The sequence below is a fragment of the Flavobacterium sp. UMI-01 genome, from assembly GCF_019656315.1.
GTDB lineage: Bacteria > Bacteroidota > Bacteroidia > Flavobacteriales > Flavobacteriaceae > Flavobacterium.
The window spans coordinates 1-25,680 of record NZ_BPLU01000006.1 but is presented as its reverse complement, the minus strand read 5'-3'; the positions used below and the strand labels follow the sequence as shown (position 1 = coordinate 25,680).

Annotated in this window: 21 protein-coding genes and 1 pseudogene; 17 read left to right on the top strand and 5 right to left on the bottom strand. The window is 34.7% G+C overall.

Translation table 11 applies throughout. The annotated features are described in order from the left end of the window. The first annotated feature begins 13 nt into the window (after positions 1-13). The 3 genes from K5R64_RS02455 (at position 14) to K5R64_RS02445 (ending at position 1,550) form a co-directional block, all read left to right on the top strand. Positions 14-502: a porin family protein gene (locus K5R64_RS02455; RefSeq protein ID WP_220760516.1), complete on the top strand. Its 489-nt coding sequence runs from the start codon at positions 14-16 to the stop codon at positions 500-502. A gap of 84 nt (positions 503-586) precedes the next feature. Continuing rightward, positions 587-1,117 (top strand): hypothetical protein, encoded by a 531-nt coding sequence (locus K5R64_RS02450; RefSeq protein ID WP_220760513.1) that lies wholly within the window; start codon positions 587-589, stop codon positions 1,115-1,117. Positions 1,118-1,181: 64 nt separating this feature from the next. Continuing rightward, entirely contained in the window at positions 1,182-1,550 is a 369-nt protein-coding gene (locus K5R64_RS02445; RefSeq protein ID WP_220760511.1) for a nuclear transport factor 2 family protein, read from the top strand. A 122-nt stretch (positions 1,551-1,672) separates the two neighbouring features. On the opposite strand, the gene K5R64_RS02440 is transcribed toward K5R64_RS02445, so the two are convergent. Beyond that, on the bottom strand, positions 1,673-3,475 hold the full coding sequence (locus tag K5R64_RS02440) for a lysophospholipid acyltransferase family protein (RefSeq protein WP_220760509.1): 1,803 nt from the start codon (positions 3,473-3,475) through the stop codon (positions 1,673-1,675). A 138-nt stretch (positions 3,476-3,613) separates the two neighbouring features. Between K5R64_RS02440 and K5R64_RS02435 the strand changes: the two genes are divergently transcribed. From K5R64_RS02435 to K5R64_RS02425, 3 genes are all read left to right on the top strand, one after another. Beyond that, positions 3,614-4,378, top strand: a complete 765-nt coding sequence (locus K5R64_RS02435) for an exodeoxyribonuclease III (protein WP_220760507.1) — start codon at positions 3,614-3,616, stop codon at positions 4,376-4,378. 34 nt (positions 4,379-4,412) lie between these two features. Then, entirely contained in the window at positions 4,413-5,354 is a 942-nt protein-coding gene (locus tag K5R64_RS02430) for an OmpA family protein (RefSeq protein WP_220760505.1), read from the top strand. Between the two features lie 96 nt (positions 5,355-5,450). Continuing rightward, complete coding sequence (locus K5R64_RS02425; RefSeq protein ID WP_220760503.1) at positions 5,451-6,491, top strand: NADP(H)-dependent aldo-keto reductase; 1,041 nt, start codon at positions 5,451-5,453, stop codon at positions 6,489-6,491. Between the two features lie 61 nt (positions 6,492-6,552). Here the strand turns inward: K5R64_RS02425 and K5R64_RS02420 are convergent, their stop codons facing one another. Further along, positions 6,553-8,538, bottom strand: a complete 1,986-nt coding sequence (locus K5R64_RS02420; RefSeq protein ID WP_220760501.1) for a transglycosylase domain-containing protein — start codon at positions 8,536-8,538, stop codon at positions 6,553-6,555. Positions 8,539-8,678: 140 nt separating this feature from the next. On the opposite strand from K5R64_RS02420, the gene K5R64_RS02415 reads away from it, so the two are divergent. The 5 genes and pseudogenes from K5R64_RS02415 (at position 8,679) to K5R64_RS02395 (ending at position 12,968) form a co-directional block, all read left to right on the top strand. Beyond that, on the top strand, positions 8,679-10,217 hold the full coding sequence (locus K5R64_RS02415) for an RHS repeat-associated core domain-containing protein (protein WP_220760499.1): 1,539 nt from the start codon (positions 8,679-8,681) through the stop codon (positions 10,215-10,217). 10 nt (positions 10,218-10,227) lie between these two features. Next, positions 10,228-10,902: a CPBP family intramembrane glutamic endopeptidase gene (locus K5R64_RS02410; protein WP_220760496.1), complete on the top strand. Its 675-nt coding sequence runs from the start codon at positions 10,228-10,230 to the stop codon at positions 10,900-10,902. Between the two features lie 276 nt (positions 10,903-11,178). Continuing rightward, positions 11,179-11,658, top strand: coding sequence for a hypothetical protein (locus K5R64_RS02405; protein WP_220760494.1), 480 nt, complete (start codon positions 11,179-11,181; stop codon positions 11,656-11,658). An 11-nt stretch (positions 11,659-11,669) separates the two neighbouring features. Next, positions 11,670-12,266, top strand: coding sequence for a hypothetical protein (locus K5R64_RS02400; protein ID WP_220760492.1), 597 nt, complete (start codon positions 11,670-11,672; stop codon positions 12,264-12,266). Positions 12,267-12,413: 147 nt separating this feature from the next. Next, positions 12,414-12,968 (top strand): annotated as a pseudogene (locus K5R64_RS02395) (transposase). Between the two features lie 170 nt (positions 12,969-13,138). Here K5R64_RS02395 and radA read toward each other — a convergent pair. The 3 genes from radA to panC all read right to left on the bottom strand — a co-directional run bounded on the left by radA (position 13,139) and on the right by panC (position 15,923). Next, entirely contained in the window at positions 13,139-14,500 is a 1,362-nt protein-coding gene (gene radA / locus K5R64_RS02390; RefSeq protein WP_220760490.1) for a DNA repair protein RadA, read from the bottom strand. A 179-nt stretch (positions 14,501-14,679) separates the two neighbouring features. Next, positions 14,680-15,030 carry an aspartate 1-decarboxylase gene (panD, locus tag K5R64_RS02385; RefSeq protein ID WP_220760488.1) on the bottom strand — a complete coding sequence of 117 codons (351 nt, stop codon included), beginning with the start codon at positions 15,028-15,030 and terminating at the stop codon, positions 14,680-14,682. A 14-nt stretch (positions 15,031-15,044) separates the two neighbouring features. Continuing rightward, positions 15,045-15,923, bottom strand: coding sequence for a pantoate--beta-alanine ligase (gene panC / locus K5R64_RS02380; RefSeq protein ID WP_220760486.1), 879 nt, complete (start codon positions 15,921-15,923; stop codon positions 15,045-15,047). A 78-nt stretch (positions 15,924-16,001) separates the two neighbouring features. Here panC and K5R64_RS02375 point away from each other — a divergent pair, with 78 nt between their 5' ends. The 6 genes from K5R64_RS02375 (at position 16,002) to K5R64_RS02350 (ending at position 25,524) form a co-directional block, all read left to right on the top strand. Then, on the top strand, positions 16,002-16,808 hold the full coding sequence (locus K5R64_RS02375) for a glycogen/starch synthase (protein ID WP_220760484.1): 807 nt from the start codon (positions 16,002-16,004) through the stop codon (positions 16,806-16,808). Between the two features lie 20 nt (positions 16,809-16,828). Beyond that, the gene (locus K5R64_RS02370; RefSeq protein ID WP_220760482.1) at positions 16,829-18,391 is read left to right on the top strand and encodes a DUF4270 domain-containing protein; all 1,563 of its coding nucleotides are present in this window, start codon (positions 16,829-16,831) and stop codon (positions 18,389-18,391) included. Between the two features lie 8 nt (positions 18,392-18,399). Next, complete coding sequence (gene glmS, locus K5R64_RS02365; RefSeq protein ID WP_220760480.1) at positions 18,400-20,244, top strand: glutamine--fructose-6-phosphate transaminase (isomerizing); 1,845 nt, start codon at positions 18,400-18,402, stop codon at positions 20,242-20,244. A gap of 281 nt (positions 20,245-20,525) precedes the next feature. Further along, complete coding sequence (locus K5R64_RS02360; RefSeq protein WP_374758126.1) at positions 20,526-23,405, top strand: TonB-dependent receptor domain-containing protein; 2,880 nt, start codon at positions 20,526-20,528, stop codon at positions 23,403-23,405. Between the two features lie 248 nt (positions 23,406-23,653). Continuing rightward, the gene (gene atpD / locus K5R64_RS02355) at positions 23,654-25,165 is read left to right on the top strand and encodes a F0F1 ATP synthase subunit beta (RefSeq protein WP_220760476.1); all 1,512 of its coding nucleotides are present in this window, start codon (positions 23,654-23,656) and stop codon (positions 25,163-25,165) included. Between the two features lie 77 nt (positions 25,166-25,242). Then, a complete protein-coding gene (locus K5R64_RS02350; protein ID WP_220760475.1) occupies positions 25,243-25,524 on the top strand; it encodes a F0F1 ATP synthase subunit epsilon in 282 nt (93 codons plus the stop codon). Positions 25,525-25,680: the final 156 nt, after the last annotated feature.

Sequence of the window (25,680 nt, the reverse complement as noted above, 5' to 3'; positions counted from 1 at the left end):
TAAATTTTAAAACATGAAAAACGTATTATTATCGATTAGTTTGTTAATAGCTACCTCAGTATTAGGTCAAGCTCCTTTAGAGAAAAATAACATACAACTTAATGCAGGGTTTGGCGCTTCTAGCTGGGGAAATCCAATCTATTTTGGGGCGGATTATGGTTTAGACAACAATTTTACAATAGGTGTTCAAGCGTCCTATCAGTCCTATAAAACCTTTGGAATTACGAGTACCATTCTTGGAATTCAAGGAAATGGTAATTATCATTTTAATGAGTTGTTGAAAATTCCATCAAAATGGGACGTATATGCAGGATTGAATTTAAATTACTATAGTTGGAAAATCAAAGACGATAACTCTTATTTTGTTGATGATGAGCCATTTGGTGTTGGTGGGCAAATTGGAGGAAGATATTTTTTTAATGATCAATTAGCTGTAAATATGGAATTGGATGGAGGTAATGCTACAAGTGGTTTGAAGATTGGAGTAACTTATAAATTATAATGAGATACTGTAAGAATCTTGCATGGAATAAGTAGTTAAAATCAACACGATGTTGTTGGAATAAAAATACTAAATCAACATAATATGATGAAAGTGAAGTCTTTGTTTGTCATGGTCTTTATCACTATGGTTTGGTCCTCTTGTACCAGCGATTCCAAAGAGGATCAAAACAAAAATACCTCAGAGTATTACATTAAAGCTAAGGTAAACGGAAATAGTATAAAAGTTTCCTATCTCGCACAAGCGTTACAATATAAGGAATCAAATAAACTTGAGATAGCCATGTATTCTGGAAATTCTTTAAGCAATATTTATCCATTTTTTAGTGGAAATCTTACGGATTTAATACAAATTACACCAGGAAGTTATCAAGGGTCGAACCAATTGTTTTTCCAATTTTACGATAGTAATAAAAAAGGATTTCGTACCTATAATGCTAATAATAGTACTAATTTTAATTTGAATATTCTTGAGGTTACAAATTCTTATATTAGAGGAACATTTGAAGGTGTTTTGTATGAGGAGGTTTATTTGACAGAATTTGTAACCGTTACAGATGGGGAATTTATTTTACCAAGGTATTATGATGAATATGGCAAAACCACCCCAAATTGAGGGCTATAACCCCTGTAATTTTAGTAGATTATTTTTTTAAAATTGTAATATAAAATTTGCAGTTATGGCAATGGAAAGATTAGAAATTGAAAAACTAGAGTACCATTTAATTGAAGCTATAAAAAATAGCGACTTAAAATTCCTTGATGAAATAATACATGATGATTTAGTGGGAATTTTGCCTAATGGAGATATTATCGATAAGCACATGGACTTAGCTTCTCATAGAGCGGGACATATGATTGTTGAAAAATTAATTCCTAACATTGAGAAAATAAGTTTGATTGATGATTGCGTCCTCGTCATTATTACTTATGACACTAAAGGAATGATGTTAGGAACGCCAATCGAGGGGAAATTTAAGTATAATCGTGTGTGGAAAAAAAAGGATGAAAAATGGAAGATTATCTCCGTTAGTTGTCTGCAAGTATAGAAAGGAAGTGAATGAATGCAAACCGAAACCACAATTTTTCAATTTATACAGTATAGTAAATATTCATGCTCAACAAAAAAGTCTCGATAATTCGAGACTTTTTTGTTGAGTGACCTAAAATATTATTCATCTTTTTCAGTAAGCTTACGCTCTAATTCGGCCTGAAATTCTTCCATTACGGGTTTCATGGTGCTTTCGGGAATGTCCTCAATTCGGATGTACATTAAGCCATCAATAGCGTTGTTAAATAATGGATCCACATTAAAAGCGACCACTCGTGCATTTTGTTTGATGTATTTTTTGATTAATACCGGCAAACGCAATACGCCAGGTTCAAGTTCGTCAATGATTTTGTCAAATTTATTCAAGTCGGCTTCAGTTTCGTTAAAGATGAAATCCTTATCGGCATCTTTCAGTTTTACTTTATACGCTTTTTTAGGATGAATGTATTGTGCAATATAGGGATCGTAATAGTTTGATTTCATAAATTGAATCATCAACGATTTAGAAAAATCTGAAAATTGATTACTAATACTCACACCGCCCATCAAGAACTTATGTTCAGGGAAACGCAAAGTGGTATGAATAATTCCTTTCCACAATAGGAATAAAGGCATTGGTTTTTGCTGGTATTCTTTGATGATAAAAGCACGTCCCATTTCGATGGTTTTACTCATCATATCGTGTAATTCAGGTTCAAAACGGAACAAATCATTGAGATAAAAACCTTCGATACCGTGATTTTTGAAAATTTCTGAGCCCAACCCCATCCGGTAAGCGCCGGCAATTTTTTTAGCATCTTCATCCCACAAAAATAAATGATGGTAGTATTGATCAAATTTGTCTAAATCAATAGACTCATTAGTACCTTCGCCAACTTCTCTAAAGGTTATTTCTCTTAATCGTCCTATTTCATGAAGGATATTTGGGATGCTTTCAGCTCCAGCAAAAAACACTTCATAGTTTTTACTTTGAAGCAAACGGCAATCCGTGGTACGCAAGGCCGTTACCTCGGTGATTATATTGTCAATGTTGGCCGGAGTTGCAATTTCTTTGGGACTCTTCGGTAATTTTAAACTTGGAGTAGGGATTAATTTGCTTTCCTTTTCAAAAGGATTGGCCAGCATATAGGTTTTTTTTCTTAAAAATTCCGAATACGTTTCAAGGGTTTTGTATTCATTTTGTTCATTTACTGAAATCGGTTTGCCAATGCGTACCTTAATTACACGCTTTTTCTGACTGAATAATTCAGAAGGCAATTTAGCCGTTCGCAAAGTGTCACTAAGTCGGGATAAAATATAAAAAAGGTGACTGTTTTTGGCATGGAAATAAATAGGTACTACAGGTACTTGTGCTTTTCTAATGACTTTCATAGCGCCTTCTTCCCATGGTTTGTCCACCATCAACTCGCCATCTTTATAGGTTGAAACTTCACCTGCTGGAAACATTCCAAGTGGTTTTCCGTCGCTCAAATGACGTAAAGTTTCTTTGATTCCTATTACACTAGATTTGGCATCCTTATGATTTTCAAAAGGATTAACCGGCATGATATAAGGCTTAAGCGGTTCAATACGATGCAATAAAAAATTGGCTATGATCTTGAAATTTGGTTCTCTTTCGAGCATTAATTTCAATAATAAGATACCGTCAATCCCTCCTAACGGGTGGTTGGAGATGGTAATATAAGGGCCGTCTTTAGGGATGCGTTTAAGGTCATCTTCTGGAATTTCGAACTTAATCTGGAGGTCATCCAAAACACCATTTAAAAAGGCAACTTCACTTAAATGTTTGTTTCGATTATAAACCTTATTTAAAGTTGATATTTTTAGCACTTTCATTAATAGCCAACCTGAAAAAGTTCCTAAAATCCCGTATTTTTCAATATTGATAGCTTTTGCAACTTCTTTGGCAGTAACTAGACCCATATGATTTTTTATTTTTGAGCGAAAAACAAAGATAGAAAAAAACTCCATTATTCGGCTATGAGTACTTTCTATTTTGGGTTTTAAGGCGTATCCTTTTTATTTTTTACTACTTTTGAATCACACAAAAAAAATAAGTTTATGAAGATTATATCGTATAATGTTAATGGAATAAGAGCTGCAATTTCTAAAGGACTCATTACTTGGTTACAACAGGCAAATCCTGATGTGATTTGTTTTCAGGAAATTAAAGCAACACCTGAACAAGTGCCGCTTGAAGACTTTGAGGCAGCGGGTTATCCCTATCATTATTGGTTTCCTGCTACCAAAAAAGGCTATAGTGGTGTGGCTATTTTGTCAAAAATAAAACCTAATAATGTTGTTTATGGCACGGGAATTGAGCACATGGACTTCGAAGGTCGAAACCTTAGGGTAGATTTTGATACGGTTTCAGTGATGAGTTTGTACTTGCCTTCAGGGACGAATAGTGAGCGATTAGGACATAAGTTTAAATATATGGATGATTTTCAAGAATACATTACTCACTTGAAAAAAGAGATTCCTAATTTAGTAATTTGTGGCGATTATAATATTTGTCATGAAGCGATAGATATTCATGATCCTGTTCGAAATAAAACGGTTTCAGGGTTTTTGCCTGAGGAACGTGCTTGGTTAGATGCGTTTTTAAAGAACGGTTTTATTGATAGTTTTCGCTTTTTGAATAAAGAGCCTCATCATTACACTTGGTGGACGGCTAGATTTCCTACGGCTAGATTAAATAATAAAGGCTGGCGCATTGATTATTGTTTGGTTAGTGAGCCAATGAAAGACCGTATTGCAAGGGCTGTTATTTTGCCCGAAGCCAAACATTCAGACCATTGCCCGATTGTCGTTGAAATTGAATAATTAACGAATACATTAATTTTTAAAATTGAATTGAATGATAAAAAGAATTTCTATTGGATTGTTGCTTGTGGCAATGTCTAGCTCTTGTGTTTCAAAAAAAATATATACTGATTTAGAAAGTAAATATGCTACTTTGAAAAAAGAAAACCGAACGCTTTCAGATGAAAATGAAGCGCTTTTGAAAAGTAAAAACCAACTAGAGTTAGACCAAGAAGCCTTAAAAGGCGAATTGGATAAAATAAAAACAGAACGGGAGAAACTCAAAGCGGCCAATGCAGCGCTGAATGATAAATTCAAAAACTTAGAAGATTCTTATAAAGCACTGGAAAAAAACAGTAATGAAGCCTTACAAGCCAATATGAGTAAAAATAGAGAGTTGCTTTCTCAACTGGATGCCAAATCCAAAGCATTGGCCATCGAGCAAGAACGCTTGAATAAAAATGCGAAACGTTTGCAAGAACTCGAATCATTGATTGCGGCTAAGGAGGAAAATATGCGTAAGCTAAAAGAAACGTTATCTAATGCCTTAAATGGTTTTGAAGGCAAAGGGTTGACTGTAGAGCAAAAAAACGGAAAAGTTTATGTTTCTATGGAAAATAAATTACTTTTTGGTTCTGGAAGTTGGTCAGTAGGTACTGAAGGTCGTAAAGCAGTGGTCGAAGTAGGGAAAGTGTTGGGAGCAAATCCTGAAATTGCAGTTTTGATTGAAGGGCATACAGATGATGATCCTTATCTAGCTTCTGGGCCAATTGCGAATAACTGGGATTTGTCAACCAAAAGAGCAACTGCGATTGTGGCTATTTTAAGCGAAAATAAAGCCATTAATAAACAAAACTTAACCGCAGCAGGACGAGGCGAATTTTCACCATTGGCCAGTAATGCAACGGCTGAGGGTAAAGCTAAAAACCGACGTATTGAAATTATTTTGACTCCAAGATTAGATGAAATTTCCAAAATGTTGAATGAAATTGACTAAAATAAGAGTGCAAAATTTTAAGAAAAGGTTCAGAGTTGTTCTTTGAACCTTTTTTCTTTTTTGGATACTTTTGCGATGCTATAACGAAAAATGAAAATGAAATACAATAAACTACCTCAATTAGACAGTAAAGTGAGTGAAGTATGTCTAGGGACAATGACTTTTGGACAACAAAATACAGAAGCTGAAGGGCATGCACAAATGGATTTGGCTTTTGAAAAAGGGGTCAATTTTTTTGATACTGCCGAGATGTATTCTATTCCTAGTCATAAAGAGACTTACGGAAGTACAGAGAAAATTATAGGAACTTGGTTTAAAAATACAGGTAAAAGAGACAAGATAGTACTGGCCAGCAAAATTGCGGGTCCTAATCCAAATTTTGGGTACATGCGTGAAAAATTAGATTTTTCGCCCAAGAGTTTGCATTATGCGTTGGATAATAGTTTAAAACGTTTGCAAACAGATTATATCGATTTGTACCAATTGCATTGGCCAGAACGAAAAACCAATTTTTTTGGACAAAGAGGGTATAAAGTCACTTCTGATTCATGGGAAGATAATATTCATCAGGTTTTGGAAACATTGGATGGATTTATAAAAGCGGGAAAAATTAAAGCGATAGGTGTTTCTAATGAAAATCCCTGGGGATTGATGCGCTATTTAGAAGAAAGCAAGCAGTTTAATTTGCCAAAGATTGCTACGGTTCAAAATCCATATTCTTTATTGAATCGCTTGTTTGAAGTAGGTTCAGCCGAGATTTGCCATCGAGAAAATATAGGTTTATTAGCCTATTCTCCCTTAGGTTTTGGTGTGTTGACTGGAAAATATTTGGACGAGACAAAAAACCATTCTAAATCAAGATTGCATTTGTTTCCACAATACAGTCGTTACAACAATGAGCAATGTAAAGCAGCGACTTTAAGATACCACGACATTGCTACCAAACACGGATTGACTTTAACTCAATTGGCGTTGGCATTTGTGAATCAACAACAATATGTGACGAGTACTATCATTGGGGCTACGACTACGGCGCAATTAACAGAAAACATTGAAGCCTTTAGAATCAAACTTTCGGATGAGATTTTGAGCGAAATTGAAGCGGTTCAGGCGGTGTATCCTAATCCTGCTCCATAATTTAAATTTGGACTTAAATCACTTCTTTTAAAAATAGCCGTTTTTAGTTTTCTAGAAACGGTTATTTTTTTGGTGTAGGGACAACTGGCATAGGAGCAAGTTTAGGAATGTATAAAGAGTCGGTTTTGGTCGAATCCTTGACCGTGATTTTGAGTAACGAACGCGCACGACCCGAAATGATTACGGGTTGCGATTTGTAAATAGTGTCGTCCAAAGTCAAAAGCCCTCTTTTCATCATGATATTCGTTATATAATCAGCCACTTTTTTGGAAGTATCTTTTAAATTGCCTTCGGTGTTGAAATGGTACATGAATTTCTTGGGACTTGGAATAATTCGCGCCAAATATAAGCATTCGTTTAAGGTTAAGTCAATTGGCTTTTTTTGAAAATAATACTCACTAGCTTCGCCTATTCCGTACACATCAGGACCCCATTCGATAATATTAAAATAAACTTCCAGCATGCGTTCTTTGGAGGCAATTCGGTTGTTTTCTAATAAATACACTAACAAGATTTCTTCGAGTTTTCTGGACAATGTTTTTTCTCTGGTTAAGAATACATTTTTTACGAGTTGCATGCTAATCGTACTGGCACCACGAGCAAATTTTTTGGTTTTAATGTTTTTGGCAATAGATTGTCTAAATGCTTCATTGATAAAACCTCGGTGGTTAAAAAAAGAAGGGTCTTCTGAGGTCAATACACATTTTTGTAAAAAAGGAGCTATTTGATCCAGCGGAGTGAAATAAGGATTAGCTGCGCCAACAAAAATGGGTCGTTGCGGTACGTCGTTGATTATGGCTCGATAGGTGAATTCGCCATTGATTTTGCTAAGGTTGGCTTCGCCGTATTTGAGAATGCGCAGGTTGTCTTTTTTGATATTACTGTCAAAAACAAGTTGATTGGGTTTGTTTTTGTTGAATTTAAAATTCAATTTATAATCAAAATAACCCGTAGTTTCCATTCCTTCAAAATGGGTAAATAGCCCTTCAGGAAGCGAAGTGATGAAGTCTTGGGCTTTCATTTTTGGGAGGACAACTTTAAGACGATACAAAGTGTCTTCTTCGGTAGAATAGGAAAGATAAGGGTGTAGTTTTATTTTGTTCAATTGAACTGTCGAGCTGCTGTCTATCGAAATAAAATCGGCTCCTAAAAGAAAACGATAGTCAAAACGAGCTTTTTTTATAATTACATCTTTACGCGCTATTTTAGGATGATTGATTTTTAAATTGCTAATGGACGCAAAACCATCCAAATGAAATTCACCACTACTTTTATTAATATTATCAATGTTGAGTCTGATGGAGTCAAAAGTAGAAACGAGATGGTAACGTTCGTCAAAATAAGGCAATCTTATGGGACCTGCATCCATATTGAAAAAGTGTAGGTCAGCTTGTTTGTTTCTTGGGTCAGCCAATCCTTTGATTTTCCATCGTTGCGAGAAAGTATTGGTTTGTACATGAATGGCTGTTTCAAGATTTTTGCGAATAAGAACCAGTTTTTTGATGTCAATTTTAGCCTTTTTTCCATTGTCGTCAAGCTTGAATACTAAATTTTCGATATTCATATCAGTAGGCACCAGATTCAAAAGTTTTGAAATGGTTTTGTGGGCAAAAGAGGCATAATTTAGTTTTTCGTCGCTAAGGGTTTCTGTGCTGTCTTTTTTTATAAAAGCGGCAAAGTTTTTAATCTTTCCTTTTTGAGTCAATTGAACATAGCCATTGTTTATTTTGAGCGTACCCAGTTGAAGATCGCCTACTAACAAATTCCAAAAATTGATGGTAGTCTCTATTTCTTGAATTTTGAATAGCGTGTCCGCATGTTTGGGAGCTAAAACGACATTGGAAAATTTTACACTAGACAATCCATCAAAAGTGGCTTCTTTTATGGTGAAATTGCAATCGTATTGGTAATTGGCTTTGGAAGTCGTACGCGTTAAGAGTTGTTCCAATAAGGTATTTCTAAAACTAAAAAGGCCTATGATAACCAGAATAATAAAAGCTGTGGCTATTTTGAAAAATAAAAAAATCTTTTGTTTTTGTGTTCTCATGAACGGGCTAATATTTTGCAGTAAGCTAAAATAATAACTTTTTTGTGTAATTAGGTGTTCGCGAGAAGATTAATTATTTAGTTGTATTAAATAGTTTACTCATATATTACTGTTAATAAAATCACTACGGTCGTAGTACAATGTTCTACGGTAATCTCGCTAATGATAAATCATTACGACCCTTACGTAAATACTACAGTGCCGATGGTAGTATGGAGATAAAACATAATAGCACCACTAGAGCTGTTGAGTTTATAACCTATATCGGCGGAGATGCCTACGATGCGCCTTTGTATGTGGAGAAAATAAAAACCATAGCCACAGGGGCTGTTGTCGATAAAAAATATTATCTTCACAGAGATTATTTGGGGAGTATCATAGCCATTTCAGACGAAACTGGAGCGGCTATAGAAAGAAGACTGTTTGATGCTTGGGGGAATTTAGCTAAATTACAGCAAAATGGAGCGGCTATAACCTTGCCTACTGACGGTACAGCTGGAGGGCTGATGTTATTGGATAGAGGCTACACCGGTCATGAGCATTTAGCTGAAGTTGGACTCATACACATGAATGGGCGTTTGTATGATCCTATTTTACGTTCGTTCTTGATGCCGGATAATTTTATCCAGCAACCAGAGAATACCCAAAATTACAACCGTTACGCTTACGTTCTTAATAACCCATTAATGTACACTGACCCTAGTGGGGAGTTACTAGTAGAGGCTATCATTATAGGTACATTAATTGCTGGCGCGACTTATACTTTGACTGCCTTACTGACTGATGTACCATTTACTGTAGGAGGTTTGGTAAAATCTATGTTTATAGGAGCAGCTAGTGCGGCAGTAACTTATGGTATAGGTTGTGGAGCTGAGAGTATGTTTACGAATTTCTATTCTAAAGCTGCATTTCAAGCGTTGGCACATGGAACTTTTCAAGGAGGCATGACAGCTATTTCAGGAGGCAAGTTCTGGAGTGGTTTTGCAGCGGGAGCATTGAGTAGTATTGCTTCCAGTGCTTGGCAAGGAGGAGGAGCAACAAGTAATTACCATGGAGCAGGTAGTTTTGCAAAATCAGGAGCTGGAATGATTGCTTTTGGAACGGTTTCAGGAGGAGTTGGTGCTAGATTAACAGGAGGTAATTTCTGGCAGGGGGCTGTTACAGGCTTGGTTGTTAGTGGGCTGAATCACGCAATGCATCAGATAGAGGATCCAAATAAACAATTGGCAAAAAGAATTGCTAGTGAATATGGATATGATTGGAGAGAAGTGAAATCCTTTTTAGATGCAAATCCTTTTGAATTGACTCATAAAGGAGTGGCTATGGGTGGCAAAGAAGCATTAAGTTCAAAATATATAGAAAATGATAAAACGGTTATAGATTACGCACAGGATCAAGTAACTTCAGAGGTGCAAAGCAGAATTATTGAATATTTATCTCCTAGAGCTGGAAAAATATGGGGATTGGGAAGTGAATTATTATCATCTCAGACAGCACATGCTCCAGATTCAAATTATTTAGTCAAACAAAACCAAAGAATAATGGAGTGTAAGGAAACTTTAATACGTTATTATTTTCAAAAACCAGCGACTGTTCAAACACCTTCGATGTTCAATAATCAACAAAGCGTGCAGTATCACTCTAGTAGATTTGATATTATGCAGCATAGACATTACTAATTGAAGAAAAATGAATAAAGAATTAAAGTTTTGTTTATACATCATTATTTGTATCGCAATAGGGTTTGTTGATTTTTTCTTTTCTTTAAGAGGGCTATTTACTCTATTGTTTGATATTGTGCTAGCTGTAATATTGATATTAAAGAAAAGAAAAGAACTAGTGTTTTGTTATAAAGCTAATATTAATAATTCTTACTCTCTTTTAATATTAGTTTTATTGTCAATTACAATCAATTTGGCTATTCCGAAAGGATCTGTAGAAAACACTCGTTATATTGATTTGTATTTTATTATGTCAATATTTTTGAAATCCTTTACAGAGGAAGTGATTTTTAGAGGTTATTGGTTAAGTTATTTTTTAACGACTAAAAATAAATGGTTTTCTGTAATTTTTATTTCTTTAGGTTTTACAGTATTACATTATTTTTCAGGAGCTGATCTTATTTTTGCTTTTTTGGGAAGTATAACCCTTTCATTTTTATATATAAAAACAAAATCAATATTAAATACTTATATGGTGCATTTATTAAGTAATCTTTTTTTTATTTATGGATTACCCCACATTATTGCCTGCTATTCTAATACAGAAGCTAAAATTAAAGTCAAAACGATTATAATAGTTTTTTTAGTGATAATTTATTTGTTTAAATTATTATTTAAGAAGTCAGATGATAAAAATAACTAAAGTCATACCCCCGATGGCGCAAACTTGTCTACAAAGGTTCTTCGTTAGCGCAGGCATTTGCCTGTGCCCGCAACAGTGAGCATTTTAAATAAAAAAAGTTGTAGTTGTAAAAAGCTACAACTTTTTTGTTTAATTTTAAAGTTAAAAAACTAGAGTTATATATTTGTTTTGTCAATCTTTGGGGGCACAGGTAAATGCCTGCGCTAACTTTAGTGGTTACGTAATGTAAGTGTGCGCCATCGGGTAGTTAGTGGACTGAATCACGCAATGCATAAAATGCAGGAAAAACAAGATCTTGACGCATATGCAAAAGAGAAATTTGGAGCAGATTATAAAACTAAATATAATGTAAAATCTCTTAAATGGGGCAGTCAAATGCCTAAAAAAGGGATAGCAACAGATGGCGGACTTGCCAAATACAATTCTAAAGACGAATTAATATATGTTGGAAAACAAGCAGTAGGTGGTGTAACAATAGGAGGAAACAGTATTTATATTTCAGATACTTTTGCAAGTTATCCATCAATGTTTTTAGAAAGTACGATTGGACACGAATTTGTACATTCATATCAACATATGAAATTCGGAAGTAATTATAATTCTTCTTATTCGGAATTTTCCGCATATCAATATTCAATTGATTTTTCATTAAAAAACAAGTTTGACAGCAGTATGACTCAGCAATATAGAAGTTATCAATCTGGTTATACAAAAGGTCTAAAAAGTTATAATTATCAAAATATACCGGGATTTTAAAACAAAATATTATGAAAAAAGTTTTTTATGTTGGCGTTTTTAGTTTGCTTTTATTGAGTAATACATTTATTGACAAACAATTGAATAATAAAATAAAAATAACATATTTAGGCTTTAGAAGCGATGTGTACCGTTCTGATTTTCCTACTTTGGAATTTGAAATAACAAATAATAGTCAAGATACAATATATTTATCGAAGCAAAATATTGTTGTAACAGTGATAAAAGGAAAGTCTATTATCAAAGAGGAAAAACCGTCAACAATTGGGACGCCATTTGTGAAACCAATTATTAGAAATACGATATTTTGCAAAGAGCAAAAAGAGAATCAAGAAAAAATAAATTCTTTAAAACTCAAGTTTGCCAATAAGCTTTATAATAAAAATTTTGCTTCAAATACTTTATACAAAAACGATAAAGATTTTATTATAGAAAATATAATCAGGGATTGTGTTGTTTTAATGCCGAATGAATCAATAGATTACAGTAGTGGCTTTTATAGTAAGTTATTCGACAAAACTTGTAAAATATCTGTAAAATATTCAGATAGTAAAAGGTTTACTTATTTTGTAGATGATAGTGGGAAAAAGATTGATATTGATAATTAATTTTAGCCCGATGGCGCAAACTTGTCTACAAAGGTTCTTCGTTAGCGCAGGCATTTGCCTGTGCCCTCAACAGTGAGCAGATATTTTAAATAAAAAAAGTTGTAGTTGTAAAAAGCTACAACTTTTTTGTTTAATTTTAAATTAAAAATGTCAACAAAGTACAAAGCAACTATTGCAGATGAAGCCTATTTTGTAACTATAACAACAGTAGGCTGGATAGATGTATTTACAAGGTTAAATCAAAAAAATAACATTATAAAAGCCTTGCAGTATTGCCAAGTAAACAAAGGGTTAGAAATTTATGCCTATTGCATTATGAGCAGTCACATACACATACTTTGCAAAGCAACAGAGGGTTTTATTTTGGCAGATGTAATGCGAGACTTTAAACGATTTACTTCTAAGAAAATCATACAAATAATTGTAGAAGAGCCGGAGAGCAGAAGAGAATGGATGTTGGAATATTTTGGCAAGTCATGTGAACATTTAAAAAATAAACAAAACTAAAAAGTATGGCAAAATGGCTATCATGCAGAACATATTTATAGCAATAAATTTATACGTCAAAAAATAGATTATATCCACAATAATCCTGTGAAAGATAGAATTGTAACATTGCCCGAAGATCATTATTTTAGCTCTGCTAGAAATTATGCTAGTTTAGATAATGATTTAGATGTAATTGTATTAGATTTGTTTTGAAGTAATATTGTGTTTTCCAATCTTTGTGGGCACAGGTAAATACCTGCGCTAACTTTAGTGGTTACAAAATACAAATGTGCGCCATCAGGGAACACAAAGTAGTCTTGCGAAGGGGAAGAAGTTTTTTTGCTTCTTTCCTTTCAAAAGAAAAAAAAGAACGAATGATTTTACTACCCAAATAACATACTGGCTACATCTTCAATTTTGGCGACCATTTGGATTTTGATTCCCGTGTTTTTCAGCGCTACTTTACTGTATTTGGATACAAAAATAGTCGAAAAACCTAATTTCTCAGCTTCTTGAATTCTTTGGTCAATACGGTTTACTGGTCGTATTTCGCCAGAGAGGCCTACCTCGCCTGCAAAACAAAACCCTTTGTCAATAGGAATGTCTTCGTTAGAAGATAAAATCGCAGCTACTACTGCTAAATCAATAGCGGGATCATCAACCGAGATACCGCCTGTTACGTTTAGGAATACGTCTTTGGCACCAAGCCTAAAACCAGCTCTTTTTTCCAGAACGGCCAGAATCATGTTCAACCGTTTGGCATTATAGCCTGTAGTGCTTCGTTGCGGTGTGCCATACACTGCTGTACTAACAAGGGATTGAATTTCAATCATCAAGGGGCGCATGCCTTCGAGTGTGGTGGCAATAGCAGTTCCTGATAATTCTTCGTCTTTGTGCGAAATTAATATTTCGGATGGGTTGGATACTTCTCTTAAGCCACTGCCGAGCATTTCGTAAATTCCAATTTCGGCTGTAGAACCAAAACGGTTTTTTAACGAACGCAAAATGCGATACACATGATTGCGATCGCCTTCAAATTGAAGCACGGTATCAACCATGTGTTCCAAGATTTTTGGACCTGCAATGTTTCCGTCTTTGGTAATGTGACCAATAAGGATCACTGGAATATTGGATTCTTTAGCAAACTTGATGAGTTCAGCAGTGGTTTCCCGAATTTGTGAAATACTGCCAGCGGTGGATTCGATATAATCCGTATGAAGGGTTTGAATAGAATCGATAATAACGATTTCAGGTTCAATAGCTTCAATTTGTTTGAAAATATTTTGAGTTTTGGTTTCTGTAAGTATGTAGCAGTTATCACTAGCATCCGTGATGCGTTCTGCTCGCATTTTGATTTGTTTTTGGCTTTCTTCACCAGAAACATATAAGGTTTTGTAAGGTAATTTTAGGGAAATTTGAAGTAATAAAGTGCTTTTTCCAATGCCGGGTTCGCCTCCCAACAGAGTCAAGGAGCCGGGTACTAATCCACCTCCTAGAACGCGATTTAATTCGGAGTCAGTAGTATTCATTCGTACTTCCTGCGTCGAATCAATTTCTTTTATTTTTAAAGGTTTGGATGCCCGATTGTTTGGGGAACTTTCGGTTTTCCAAGCGACCTTTTCTTGTTTTTGAATGATTTCTTCGGCTATGGTGTTCCACTCTTTGCAAGAATTGCATTGACCTTGCCATTTTGCAAATTGAGTACCGCAGTTTTGACAAAAAAAAGTTGTTTTTACTTTTGACATAGCTTTCTGTTAAATCATTTGTTGTGTTCAAAAATAATATAAATATGCCATTAGAAGCTTTCTATATTGTAATTTAATTGATGGTAGGACAGTTATTTGTTCACAAAGGTGATGTAAAATACAAAGAGGAGCTTGTTGTGGAATAAACAGGCTCCTCTTTAGATTTGTTGTTGTTTTAATTAGGTTAACGAATTGTCTTTTTCATTAGGGAAAATGATCCAAGGCTTGAAAGTTTTGGCCTCTTCAAAGTCCAATGTAGCATAAGATATAATGATGATGATATCGTCTTTTTGAACTTTTCGAGCGGCTGGCCCGTTAAGAGTTATTTCACCTGAATTTCGTTCGCCTTTGATGGCGTACGTGTCAAAACGTTCTCCGTTATTAATATTTACAATGGCTACTTTTTCGCCTTCAATAATGTTAGAAGCTTCTAATAGCGCTTCATCGATGGTAATACTGCCAATGTAATTTAAATCGGCTCCCGTTACTTTTACACGATGAATTTTTGATTTTAGTACTTGAATTTGCATGGCGCAAAATTAAATTATTTTAATGAAATTGTATCAATCAATCGGATATTATTAACAAAAACAGCTATAAATGCACGATAATTTTTATCTTTCAGAGGCGTAATGCATGGTGTAAGTGTTTCTTCGTCAGCAATTTCAAAATATTCTAATTCAAATGTTGGGTGTGTGGCGAATACAGCAGTTACCCATTCTTTAGCTTCCATTAGACTTTTGTTTTTAAAGCGTTCTTTGGCCTGTAAAAGTGTTTGATGGATAAGACTAGCTTCTTGACGTTGTTGCGGCGTGAGACGCTCATTTCGAGAACTCATGGCTAAACCGTTAGGTTCTCTAAAAATAGGACATGCAACTATCGAAACAGGGAGATTGTTCTTTTGGGTCATTTTCTTAACAATTTGTAATTGTTGAAAATCTTTCTCTCCAAAATAGGCTTTGTCAGGGGTGATGATTTCAAATAATCGTTTGACTATTGTGCCAACACCATCAAAATGCCCGGGACGAAATTTGCCTTCCATTTGATTTTCGAGTCCGTCAAAATCAAATTTTTCTGCATGAACATGGCCTTCATAAATGTCTTCAGTTGAAGGGGCATAAATGATAATATCAGAGTGTAATTGCTGGATTTTTTCAACGTCTTGGCTTAGGGTTCTAGGGTATTTAGTAAGATCGTCAGAATTATTGAACTGAGTAGGATTGACAAATATGCTTACTACGGTATGGTTGTTTTCTTTGAGCGATTGTTGCATTAAAGAAAGGTGACCTTGGTGTAATGCGCCCATAGTAGGTACGAAGCCAATAGTGGTATTTTGGTTTTTGACTGACTTTAAAAAAGTATTCAAAGCTACTTTTTCGTAGAAAATAGGCATGGCTATTTTATTAAAATTAAATGCAAACATAATATTTTAGTTAATAACTGCATAAAATTTTGTAATTTTGCATGGTTTTTATTGCCAATAAATAAAGCAAATTACAATATGAAAGACAAGAGGATATTATATGTATCATCTGAAGTGGTGCCTTATCTTGCTGAAAATGAAGTTTCTTTGATGTCATACGATGTCCCTAAGATGGTAAACGATCAGGGAGGACAAATCAGAATTTTTATGCCAAGGTACGGAAATATTAACGAGAGAAGACATCAATTACATGAGGTAATCAGGCTTTCGGGGATGAATTTGGTAGTCAATGATTTAGATATGCCTTTAATTATCAAAGTCGCCTCTATTCCTAAGGAAAGAATTCAGGTTTATTTTATCGACAATGATGAATATTTTAAACGAAAGGCTACTTTTGCTGATGAAGAAGGAGTGCTCTATCCGGATAATGATGAACGAGCTATTTTCTTTGCAAAAGGAGTTGTAGAAACTGTTAAAAAGTTAAATTGGGTTCCTGATATTATTCATGTTCACGGTTGGATGGCAGCGATGCTTCCTATTTACATGAAGCATTTTTATAAAAATGAAGCGTTGTTTTCTGAAACTAAAATTGTAACCTCAGTATATGGGCAGTCATTTGATGGTACACTAGATGCTGAAATGGTAAACAAAGTACAATTAGACGGTGTGCCCGCAGATTCAGTAGCTGATTTGACAATACCTGATTATGAAAATATTATAAAAGCTACTGTTAAACATTCGGACGGCGTAATTATTGCCTCGGAAAATGTTTCTTCAAGTTTAACAAAATTTATAGAGTCTTCTGGTAAACCTTTTTTACCTTTCGTACCCAAAGATGCATTTGCGGAAGCATATAGCAATTTTTATAATAATGAAATTCTATAATTAAACTCTTATTATCAAATATGTACCATAATTCTTTTTTCAAGAAAGTCCTTATAATATGTTGTGTTGTTTTTTTGTATTCTTGTGATAAAGATTATAATTCAATTGGTGATAATTTAATAGGAGGAAGTCATTTTGTTTTTGATGATTATACTTCGGATGTAGTAGCGTATAATCAAGAGATTACAGCAATACAATCCAACAATCAGGCGGTTAATCCTTTGGGGATTTATCAAGACCCAGATTTTGGGACTACTACAGCTAATTTTGTAACACAATTAACATTAGCGGCACCCAATCCTACTTTAGGTACTAATCCTGTCGTTGAAAGTGTGGAGCTTTCTATTCCTTATTTTGTAGATGCAACCCAAACCACAGTCAATACAGCAGGGGGTAATAATTATGTATTGGATTCAATCTATGGAGATGCCAATGCTAAGATGAAATTAAGTGTTTATCGTTCTGGGTATTATTTGCGAAACATCGATCCAATAGGGGGCTTTGTAGAACCTCAAAAATATTATACTGATCAAAACAATGTTTTCAATCAAGTAAAAATAGGGGATAGATTGAATAATAATACCATAGATCGTAATGAGAATGACGAGTTTTTCTTTAGCAATGCTCAACATTCTGTAACAACTACGACGGATGGAGTATCTACCACTACTTATTCAGTTCCAGGTATGAAATTGAGTTTGGACGTAGATTATTTTCAAACCTATATTATAAATGCTGTAGCTTTGGGTAAGTTGGCTTCCAATGATGTTTTCAAAGATTATTTTAGAGGATTGTATTTTCAAGTTGAAAAAATAAGCAGTACTTCTAGTTTGGCAATGTTGAATTTTGCAGGTGGTACGATTACCATCAAATATAAAGAGGGTGAAGATGGAGCCAGAGTTGATAATTCAATGGTATTGAATTTAACGGGCAATACTGTAAGTTTGTTAGAACAATCCAATTTAAATCCAACATATACAAATGCTATTCAGTCCTCGGATTCGAAAATTGCTAATGGCGATAGTAGGCTTTATGTTAAAGGAGGTCAAGGTGCTATGACGAGACTAAGACTTTTTGATAAAGGAGATTTAGCTACTATTAAAGGAAACGGTTGGTTGGTTAATGAAGCTAATTTGGTTTTTTATGTTGACGATGAGTCTTCGACCAGTAGTCATAGACCACAACGTTTGTACTTGTATGACTTTACAAATCATAGACCTATAACTGATTACTATGATGGCGTATCAGGAACTACAATCAAAAACGGAAAGACCATTTATGGAGGGATATTGACAAAAGATGCTTCGGGTAATAGTTATTACAAGTTTAGACTCACGAATCATATCCGTAATTTGATTCAGAAAGATTCAACGAATATTGAATTAGGATTAGTAGTGACGGAGAATATTAATACTATTACGAATGCTAAATTAAAAACTCCAACAACTACAATTACCCGAGCGCCTCAGGCTTCAGTAATGAATCCGTTGGGAATAATTTTATTTGGAAATAATATACCTTTGGGAGATCCCAATTATGATAAGCGTTTGAGATTACAAATTTATTATACAAAACCTAATTAATTAAATATATGTGTGGAATTGTTGGATATATAGGTCATAGAGAAGCGTACCCGATAGTCATCAAAGGATTAAAACGATTAGAGTACAGAGGGTACGATAGTGCTGGGGTGATGACTTATGATGGTGATTCAATTTCGGTATGTAAGACCAAAGGGAAAGTTGTTGACCTTGAAGCTAAAAGCGAAAAAGAATGCAATAAAGGCTCTATTGGAATGGGGCATACTCGTTGGGCAACACATGGGGTTCCTAATGATGTAAATTCGCATCCACATATTTCTAACTCTGGTGAATTGGTAATTATTCATAATGGAATTATTGAAAATTATGCTCCATTAAAAGAAGAGTTGATTAAGAGGGGATACAGTTTTAAATCAGATACGGATACAGAAGTATTAGTAAATTTGATTGAAGAAATTCAAAAAAATGAAAATTTAAAATTAGGGAAAGCGGTGCAAGTAGCTTTGAACCAAGTGGTTGGCGCCTATGCTATTGCTGTTTTTGATAAGAAAAAGCCAGATGAAATTGTTGCGGCACGTTTAGGAAGTCCTTTAGCGATTGGGGTGGGTGAAGGAGAATATTTTATTGCTTCTGATGCATCTCCTTTTATTGAATATACTGCAAATGCTGTTTATTTAGAAGATGGTGAAATTGCTATTATCAAAAAAGACAAACCTTTAAAAGTACGTAAAATTGCTAACGATGCGCCAGTAGATACCTATATTCAGGAGTTGCAAATGAATTTGGAGCAAATTGAAAAAGGAGGCTATGAGCATTTCATGTTAAAAGAAATCTACGAACAACCGAGTGTTATTAAAGACACTTACAGAGGAAGATTGTTAGCTGATAAGGGAATAATCCAGATGGCTGGTGTAGAAGATAATATTGAGAAGTTTCTAAATGCAAAACGAATAATTATTATTGCTTGTGGTACTTCTTGGCATGCTGGACTGGTTGCTGAATATATTTTTGAAGAATTTGCGCGTATCTCTGTTGAGGTAGAATATGCTTCTGAATTCAGATACCGTAATCCAATTATCAATAGTGATGATGTGGTTATCGCTATTTCACAATCAGGAGAAACAGCTGATACCATGGCAGCTATAAAACTAGCGAAAGAAGCTGGGGCTTTTGTGTTTGGAGTGTGTAATGTGGTAGGGTCTTCAATTTCAAGAGAAACGCATGCTGGGGCTTATACACATGCGGGACCTGAAATTGGAGTGGCTTCAACTAAGGCCTTTACAACACAAATAACTGTTTTGACGATGATTGCTCTTCGATTGGCCAAGGCTAAAGGAACATTGTCTTACTCTGATTTTCATAGGTATTTATTAGAATTAGAATTAATTCCTGAAAAAGTAAATGACGCTTTGGGTACTAATGCTATTGCTGAAGAAATTGCGGGAACCTTCAAAGATGTTTCAAATTGCTTGTATCTTGGGCGAGGGTATAATTTTCCAGTGGCATTAGAAGGCGCATTGAAATTAAAAGAAATATCTTATATCCATGCAGAAGGATATCCTGCAGCCGAGATGAAGCACGGTCCAATTGCTTTAATTGATGAGGAAATGCCTGTAATTGTAGTAGCACCTATTCAAGGTCATTATGATAAAATTGTAAGTAATATTCAGGAGATCAAATCAAGAAGTGGTAGAATTATTGCAATTGTAACTAAAGGAGATACTGAAGTTCGAAAATTGGCTGATTATGTGATTGAAATTCCAGAAACATCAGATGCGTTGTCTCCATTGATTACAACTATTCCATTGCAACTATTGTCTTATCATATTGCGGTATTAAGAGGATGTAATGTAGATCAACCCCGAAATTTAGCAAAATCAGTTACGGTTGAATAACGATAAAGAGAATTAAAATGTGAAAGAGATTGCCACTATGGTAATCTCTTTTTTTTTATTTTAATTTTTATGAAAAATATAGAATATGTTGGTTGCTTTTGTATGCATGCATATAAAAAATAAGGTTATGAGATTTTCTTTGAATTAATCTCAAAAAAATGAACTAAAGTCTTGATTTTTAAGGATGTTTTTTAGGCTAATTTTGATGAAATTTTAAAGGGTTTTTTGTTAATAGTTAAAAAAAACGTAAATTAGAGTTAATAATCCTTAAAAATCTACCTATGCAAATGCGATTTCTATTTATTGTATTGTTTTTTAGCGGGCTTAGTTTTGCTCAGAATTCAGTTACAGGTGTGGTAACTGACAGTGCTAATCAACCTCTTTTTGGTGTTAATGTTGTGATCCTTGGGGATTCTTCGGGGACTGTTACAGATGCAGCTGGAAAATTTATTCTCAAATCGAACAAGAGTTTGCCTTGGACGGTTGAATTTTCAAGTGTAGGTTTTGAAAATAGGATACTGACTGTAAGTTCTAATAAAGAAAAGGTAGCTGTTGTTTTGAAAAGTGAAGAAACCAAACTCAACGAAATAGTTATTTCTGCATCTAGAACTCCAGAGCGAATTATTGAATCGCCAGTAACTATCGAGAGAATGGGAATTTCGGATATCAAAAAAACTGCCTCTCCGTCTTTTTATGATGGCCTTGAAAATCTTAAAGAGGTCCAAATGAATACGAGTAGTTTGACTTTTAAATCAATTAATACTCGTGGTTTTGCAACTGTAGCCAATACTCGTTTCATGCAGTTAGTCGATGGGATGGATAATTCTTCACCGTTATTAAATTTTGTTTTAGGGAATATGATTGGGGTGTCTGAAATTGATGTGCAAAGTGTTGAGCTGTTGCCGGGTGCCTCTTCTGCTTTATATGGAGCAAATGCTTTTAATGGGATTATGTTTATGAATAGTAAAAGTCCGTTTCATCATCAAGGAATTTCTACCTATTTAAAGTATGGTCAAACCAGTCAAAAAGCTGCGGGAACAAATGGATATTATGACTTTGGAATCAGAATGGCACATGCTTTTGATAAACATTTTGCTGCTAAATTTAATTTCACGCACATGGAAGGTACTGATTGGTTTGCGACTAATTATGATGACAAAACAGTAGTGGGGAGGACAAGGAGTCATCAAAATTATGACGGTATAAATGTTTATGGTGATGAGGTTAGTACCAATATTTACAATGTAGGGCAAACATTGGTTGCTAATTCACTTTTGCCAGCAAATCTTGCTGCGCTATTACCCAGGGAGAATGTTTCTAGAACAGGATATAATGAAACTGATTTGACAGATAATAAAGCTAGTAATACTAAAGTCGATTTCTCACTTCATTTTAGACCAATGGGAGATGAAAAGTTAGAAATTATTTGGCAAAGCAAATTTGGTTTAGGTAATGCGGTTTATCAAGGTGGGAATAGGTATTATTTGAATAACTTTTTCATGCAGCAACATAAGTTAGAATTTAAAGGCAAAAACTTTTTTGTTAGAGGTTATATGACTACTGAAGATGGAGGAGAATCCTATGATATGCAATTTACAGCATGGAATGTTAATAAGGCATGGAAGTCTAATGAAAATTGGTTTGGTCAATATGCGGGGGCCTATGCTCAAGCTATGGCTGGATTATTTGGGCCAACTAATCAAAATCCAACAGCAGCGGCTGCTCTTGCTCGCGCGGCTGCGGATACGGGTAGATTGGTTCCGGGTACGGCTGCTTTTAAAACAGCATTTGATAAAGTAATTGCTGATCCTAATATTTTAACGGGTTCCAAATTAGTTGATAATTCCAAAGTTTATCATTCAGATGCTAATTATAATTTAAAAGATATAGTAAAATTTGGAGAAATTCAAATTGGAGGTTCCTATCGCTTGTATCAATTAAATTCTCAAGGAAGGATTTATACTGATGCGAATAGCAATATTAATTATGATGAGTATGGTGTGTATTCCCAATTGCAAAAAAAATTGCTTGAGGATAGATTGAAATTTACAGGTTCTTTACGTTATGATAAATCTAAGAATTTTGAAGGTAATTTTTCGCCAAGAGTATCCTTTGTCTATGCTGCTGGTAATGAAAAACAACATAATTTAAGGGCTTCATTTCAAACAGGTTTTAGAAATCCAACTACACAAGATCAATATATAGGGTTTAATGTTGGTCCAGCGGTACTCATTGGTTCAGCGCCAGATAATTTATTAAGATATGTTGAAACAGTAGCGGTTAGTAATGGTTCTCCAGCGGTAGGGCAGTTGTATGCTGGGGGTGCAACTACCACCATAACAGGTGTTAATGCGTATCAAAATTCCTATACAGCAGCGTCTGTTGGAGCTTTTGCAGCTTTCGCAGCAGCAAATCCTACCAATACACCAGGAGCGGCTGCATTATTAAGAAAAACAAATGTGAATAATGTGAAACCAGAGCAAGTGAAAGCATTTGAAATAGGTTATCGTTCTCAAATAAATGATATGAGTATCGATTTAAATGTGTACTATAATATGTATAAGGATTTTATTGGTAACACAACAGCTATAGCACCTTATTATGGTAAAGCTAGTGAAACATTTGATTTTACAGCAGGAGCTCCAACGTATGCTACTAATCCTGAGGTTCAATCTTTACATGCTATTGGTAATGGAAACTTTAGAGTTTTCCAATTATATACAAATACTGAGGTTGAAATTAGCTCATTGGGTGTGGGTGTCGGTTTGTCGAAAAAACTATTTGGGGATTATGTTGCAGGTATTAATTATAACTATGCGCAGTTAGATTTTGATAAATCGAAGGATCCAGGTTTTGAAGCAAGTTTTAATACGCCAAAACATAGAGTTAAAATGTCCATTGGCAATACTAAGTTGTTTAAAAACTTTGGCTTTAATATTAGCGGAAGATGGAATAGTGAATATATATGGGAGTCTAGTATGGTAGATGGTGTTATTGAATCGGCTACGGTTATCGATGCGCAAATGAATTATGAACTGCCTTCGATTAAGTCAATTATAAAAATAGGTGCGGCTAACATAGGTGGGAAAGAATACAATCAAGTGTTAGGAGCAGGTGCAATTGGTAGGCAAATATTTGCTTCATTTGTTTTAAAACCGTGATTTTTATGTAGAAATGTTATGTTAAACCATCTTATTTAACGATAAGATGGTTTTGTTTTTTTGAATGGATTCTTCGTATTTTCTGGTGTGGTAAATGATTCGTCAAAAAAAACAACTTTTTTATATAAAAAATTATTGATTTTTTGTTTTAAAAAATTATCTTTGCACTCTGAAAAAAGCAGTCAGTCAATACAGTTTGATTGGGTGCATTCATAAACCTAATTAGCTATTTAATAAATACATAAGTAATGTCAAAAGTAATAGGAAAAGTTGCGCAAATCATTGGTCCAGTAGTCGATGTGGTTTTCAACGGTAAGGATGTTGAACTTCCGAAAATTTATGATTCATTGGAAATCGTAAGAAAAGATGGTACTAAACTAATTTTAGAGGTTCAATCTCATATTGGTGAAAACACTGTTCGTACCATATCTATGGACTCAACAGATGGTTTGAGTAGAGGTTATGAAGTAGTGGGGACAGGAAATCCTATTCAAATGCCAATTGGAGCAGATGTTTATGGGCGTTTGTTCAACGTGGTTGGTGATGCTATTGATGGTTTGCCAGAATTACCTAAAACAGGTGAGAACGGAATGTCAATTCACCGTCAAGCACCAAAATTCGAAGATTTATCAACTTCATCTGAAGTTTTATTTACAGGTATCAAAGTAATCGATTTGATTGAGCCTTATGCAAAAGGGGGTAAAATTGGATTGTTTGGAGGTGCTGGTGTAGGTAAAACGGTATTGATTCAGGAGTTGATTAACAATATTGCAAAAGGTCACGGTGGACTATCCGTATTCGCAGGAGTTGGAGAAAGAACACGTGAAGGGAATGACTTGCTTCGTGAGATGTTAGAGTCAGGAATTATTAAATACGGTGAGGAATTCATGCACTCTATGGAAAATGGAGGATGGGACTTATCTAAAGTAGATTTGCCAGGGATGAGAGAGTCTAAAGCTACTTTCGTTTTCGGACAAATGAATGAGCCTCCAGGAGCTCGTGCTCGTGTAGCATTATCTGGATTGTCTATCGCTGAGTATTTCCGTGATGGAGCGGGTTCTGATCAAGGTAAAGATGTATTGTTCTTCGTTGATAACATCTTCCGTTTTACACAAGCGGGTTCTGAGGTATCAGCGCTTTTAGGACGTATGCCTTCTGCGGTAGGTTACCAACCAACATTAGCAACTGAGATGGGTGCGATGCAAGAGCGTATTACATCTACTAACAAAGGATCTATTACATCTGTACAAGCGGTTTACGTGCCTGCGGATGACTTAACTGACCCTGCGCCAGCAACAACGTTTGCTCACTTAGATGCTACAACAGTATTGTCTCGTAAAATTGCTGAGTTAGGTATTTATCCAGCGGTTGACCCGTTAGATTCTACTTCTCGTATCTTAACACCACACATCTTAGGTGATGATCACTATAACTGTGCGCAAAGAGTAAAAGAAATTCTTCAAAAATACAAGCAATTGCAAGATATTATTGCAATTTTAGGTATGGAGGAATTATCAGAAGAAGATAAATTAGCAGTGTCAAGAGCTCGTCGTGTACAACGTTTCTTGTCTCAACCTTTCCACGTAGCGGAGCAATTTACTGGTATCCCTGGAGTTTTAGTAGATATCAAAGATACTATCAAAGGATTTAATATGATTATTGATGGTGAGTTAGATCATTTACCAGAATCAGCTTTCAACCTTAAAGGTACTATTGAACAAGCTATCGAGGCAGGAGAAAAAATGTTAGCAGAAGCTTAATTGATTTAGGAATAAGGATATAAGAATTAGGATTTCTAATTCTCAAATCTCAAATCCAAAATCCTTAATTATAAATTATGATTTTAGAAATAGTATCACCAGAGACGTCCTTGTTTAAAGGAGAAGTAACTTCAATAGCTGTACCGGGTGTTGATGGAAGTTTTCAGATTTTAAATAATCACGCGCCTATAGTTTCGATACTTCAACAAGGAATAATTAGCATTAAAGCGCCAAGCTTTAAGTTTAGTAAAGAATCTGCAGGATTATTTACGAAAGTAAATGATCAAAATTATACTTTAGCTATTACTTCTGGAACAATTGAAATGAAGGATAATAAAGTGATTGTTTTAGCAGACTAAAATAATTATCTTAGATATTGAAAAGGCTGTCCATATTTGGACAGCCTTTTTTTGTTTGAACCTTGTCCCGTCCTGAAATAACGATACACAAAAAAAAACATCGTTATGAAAGAAATCTCTAGTTATGTAAAGCGAACTCAAAAAGACTATTCAATG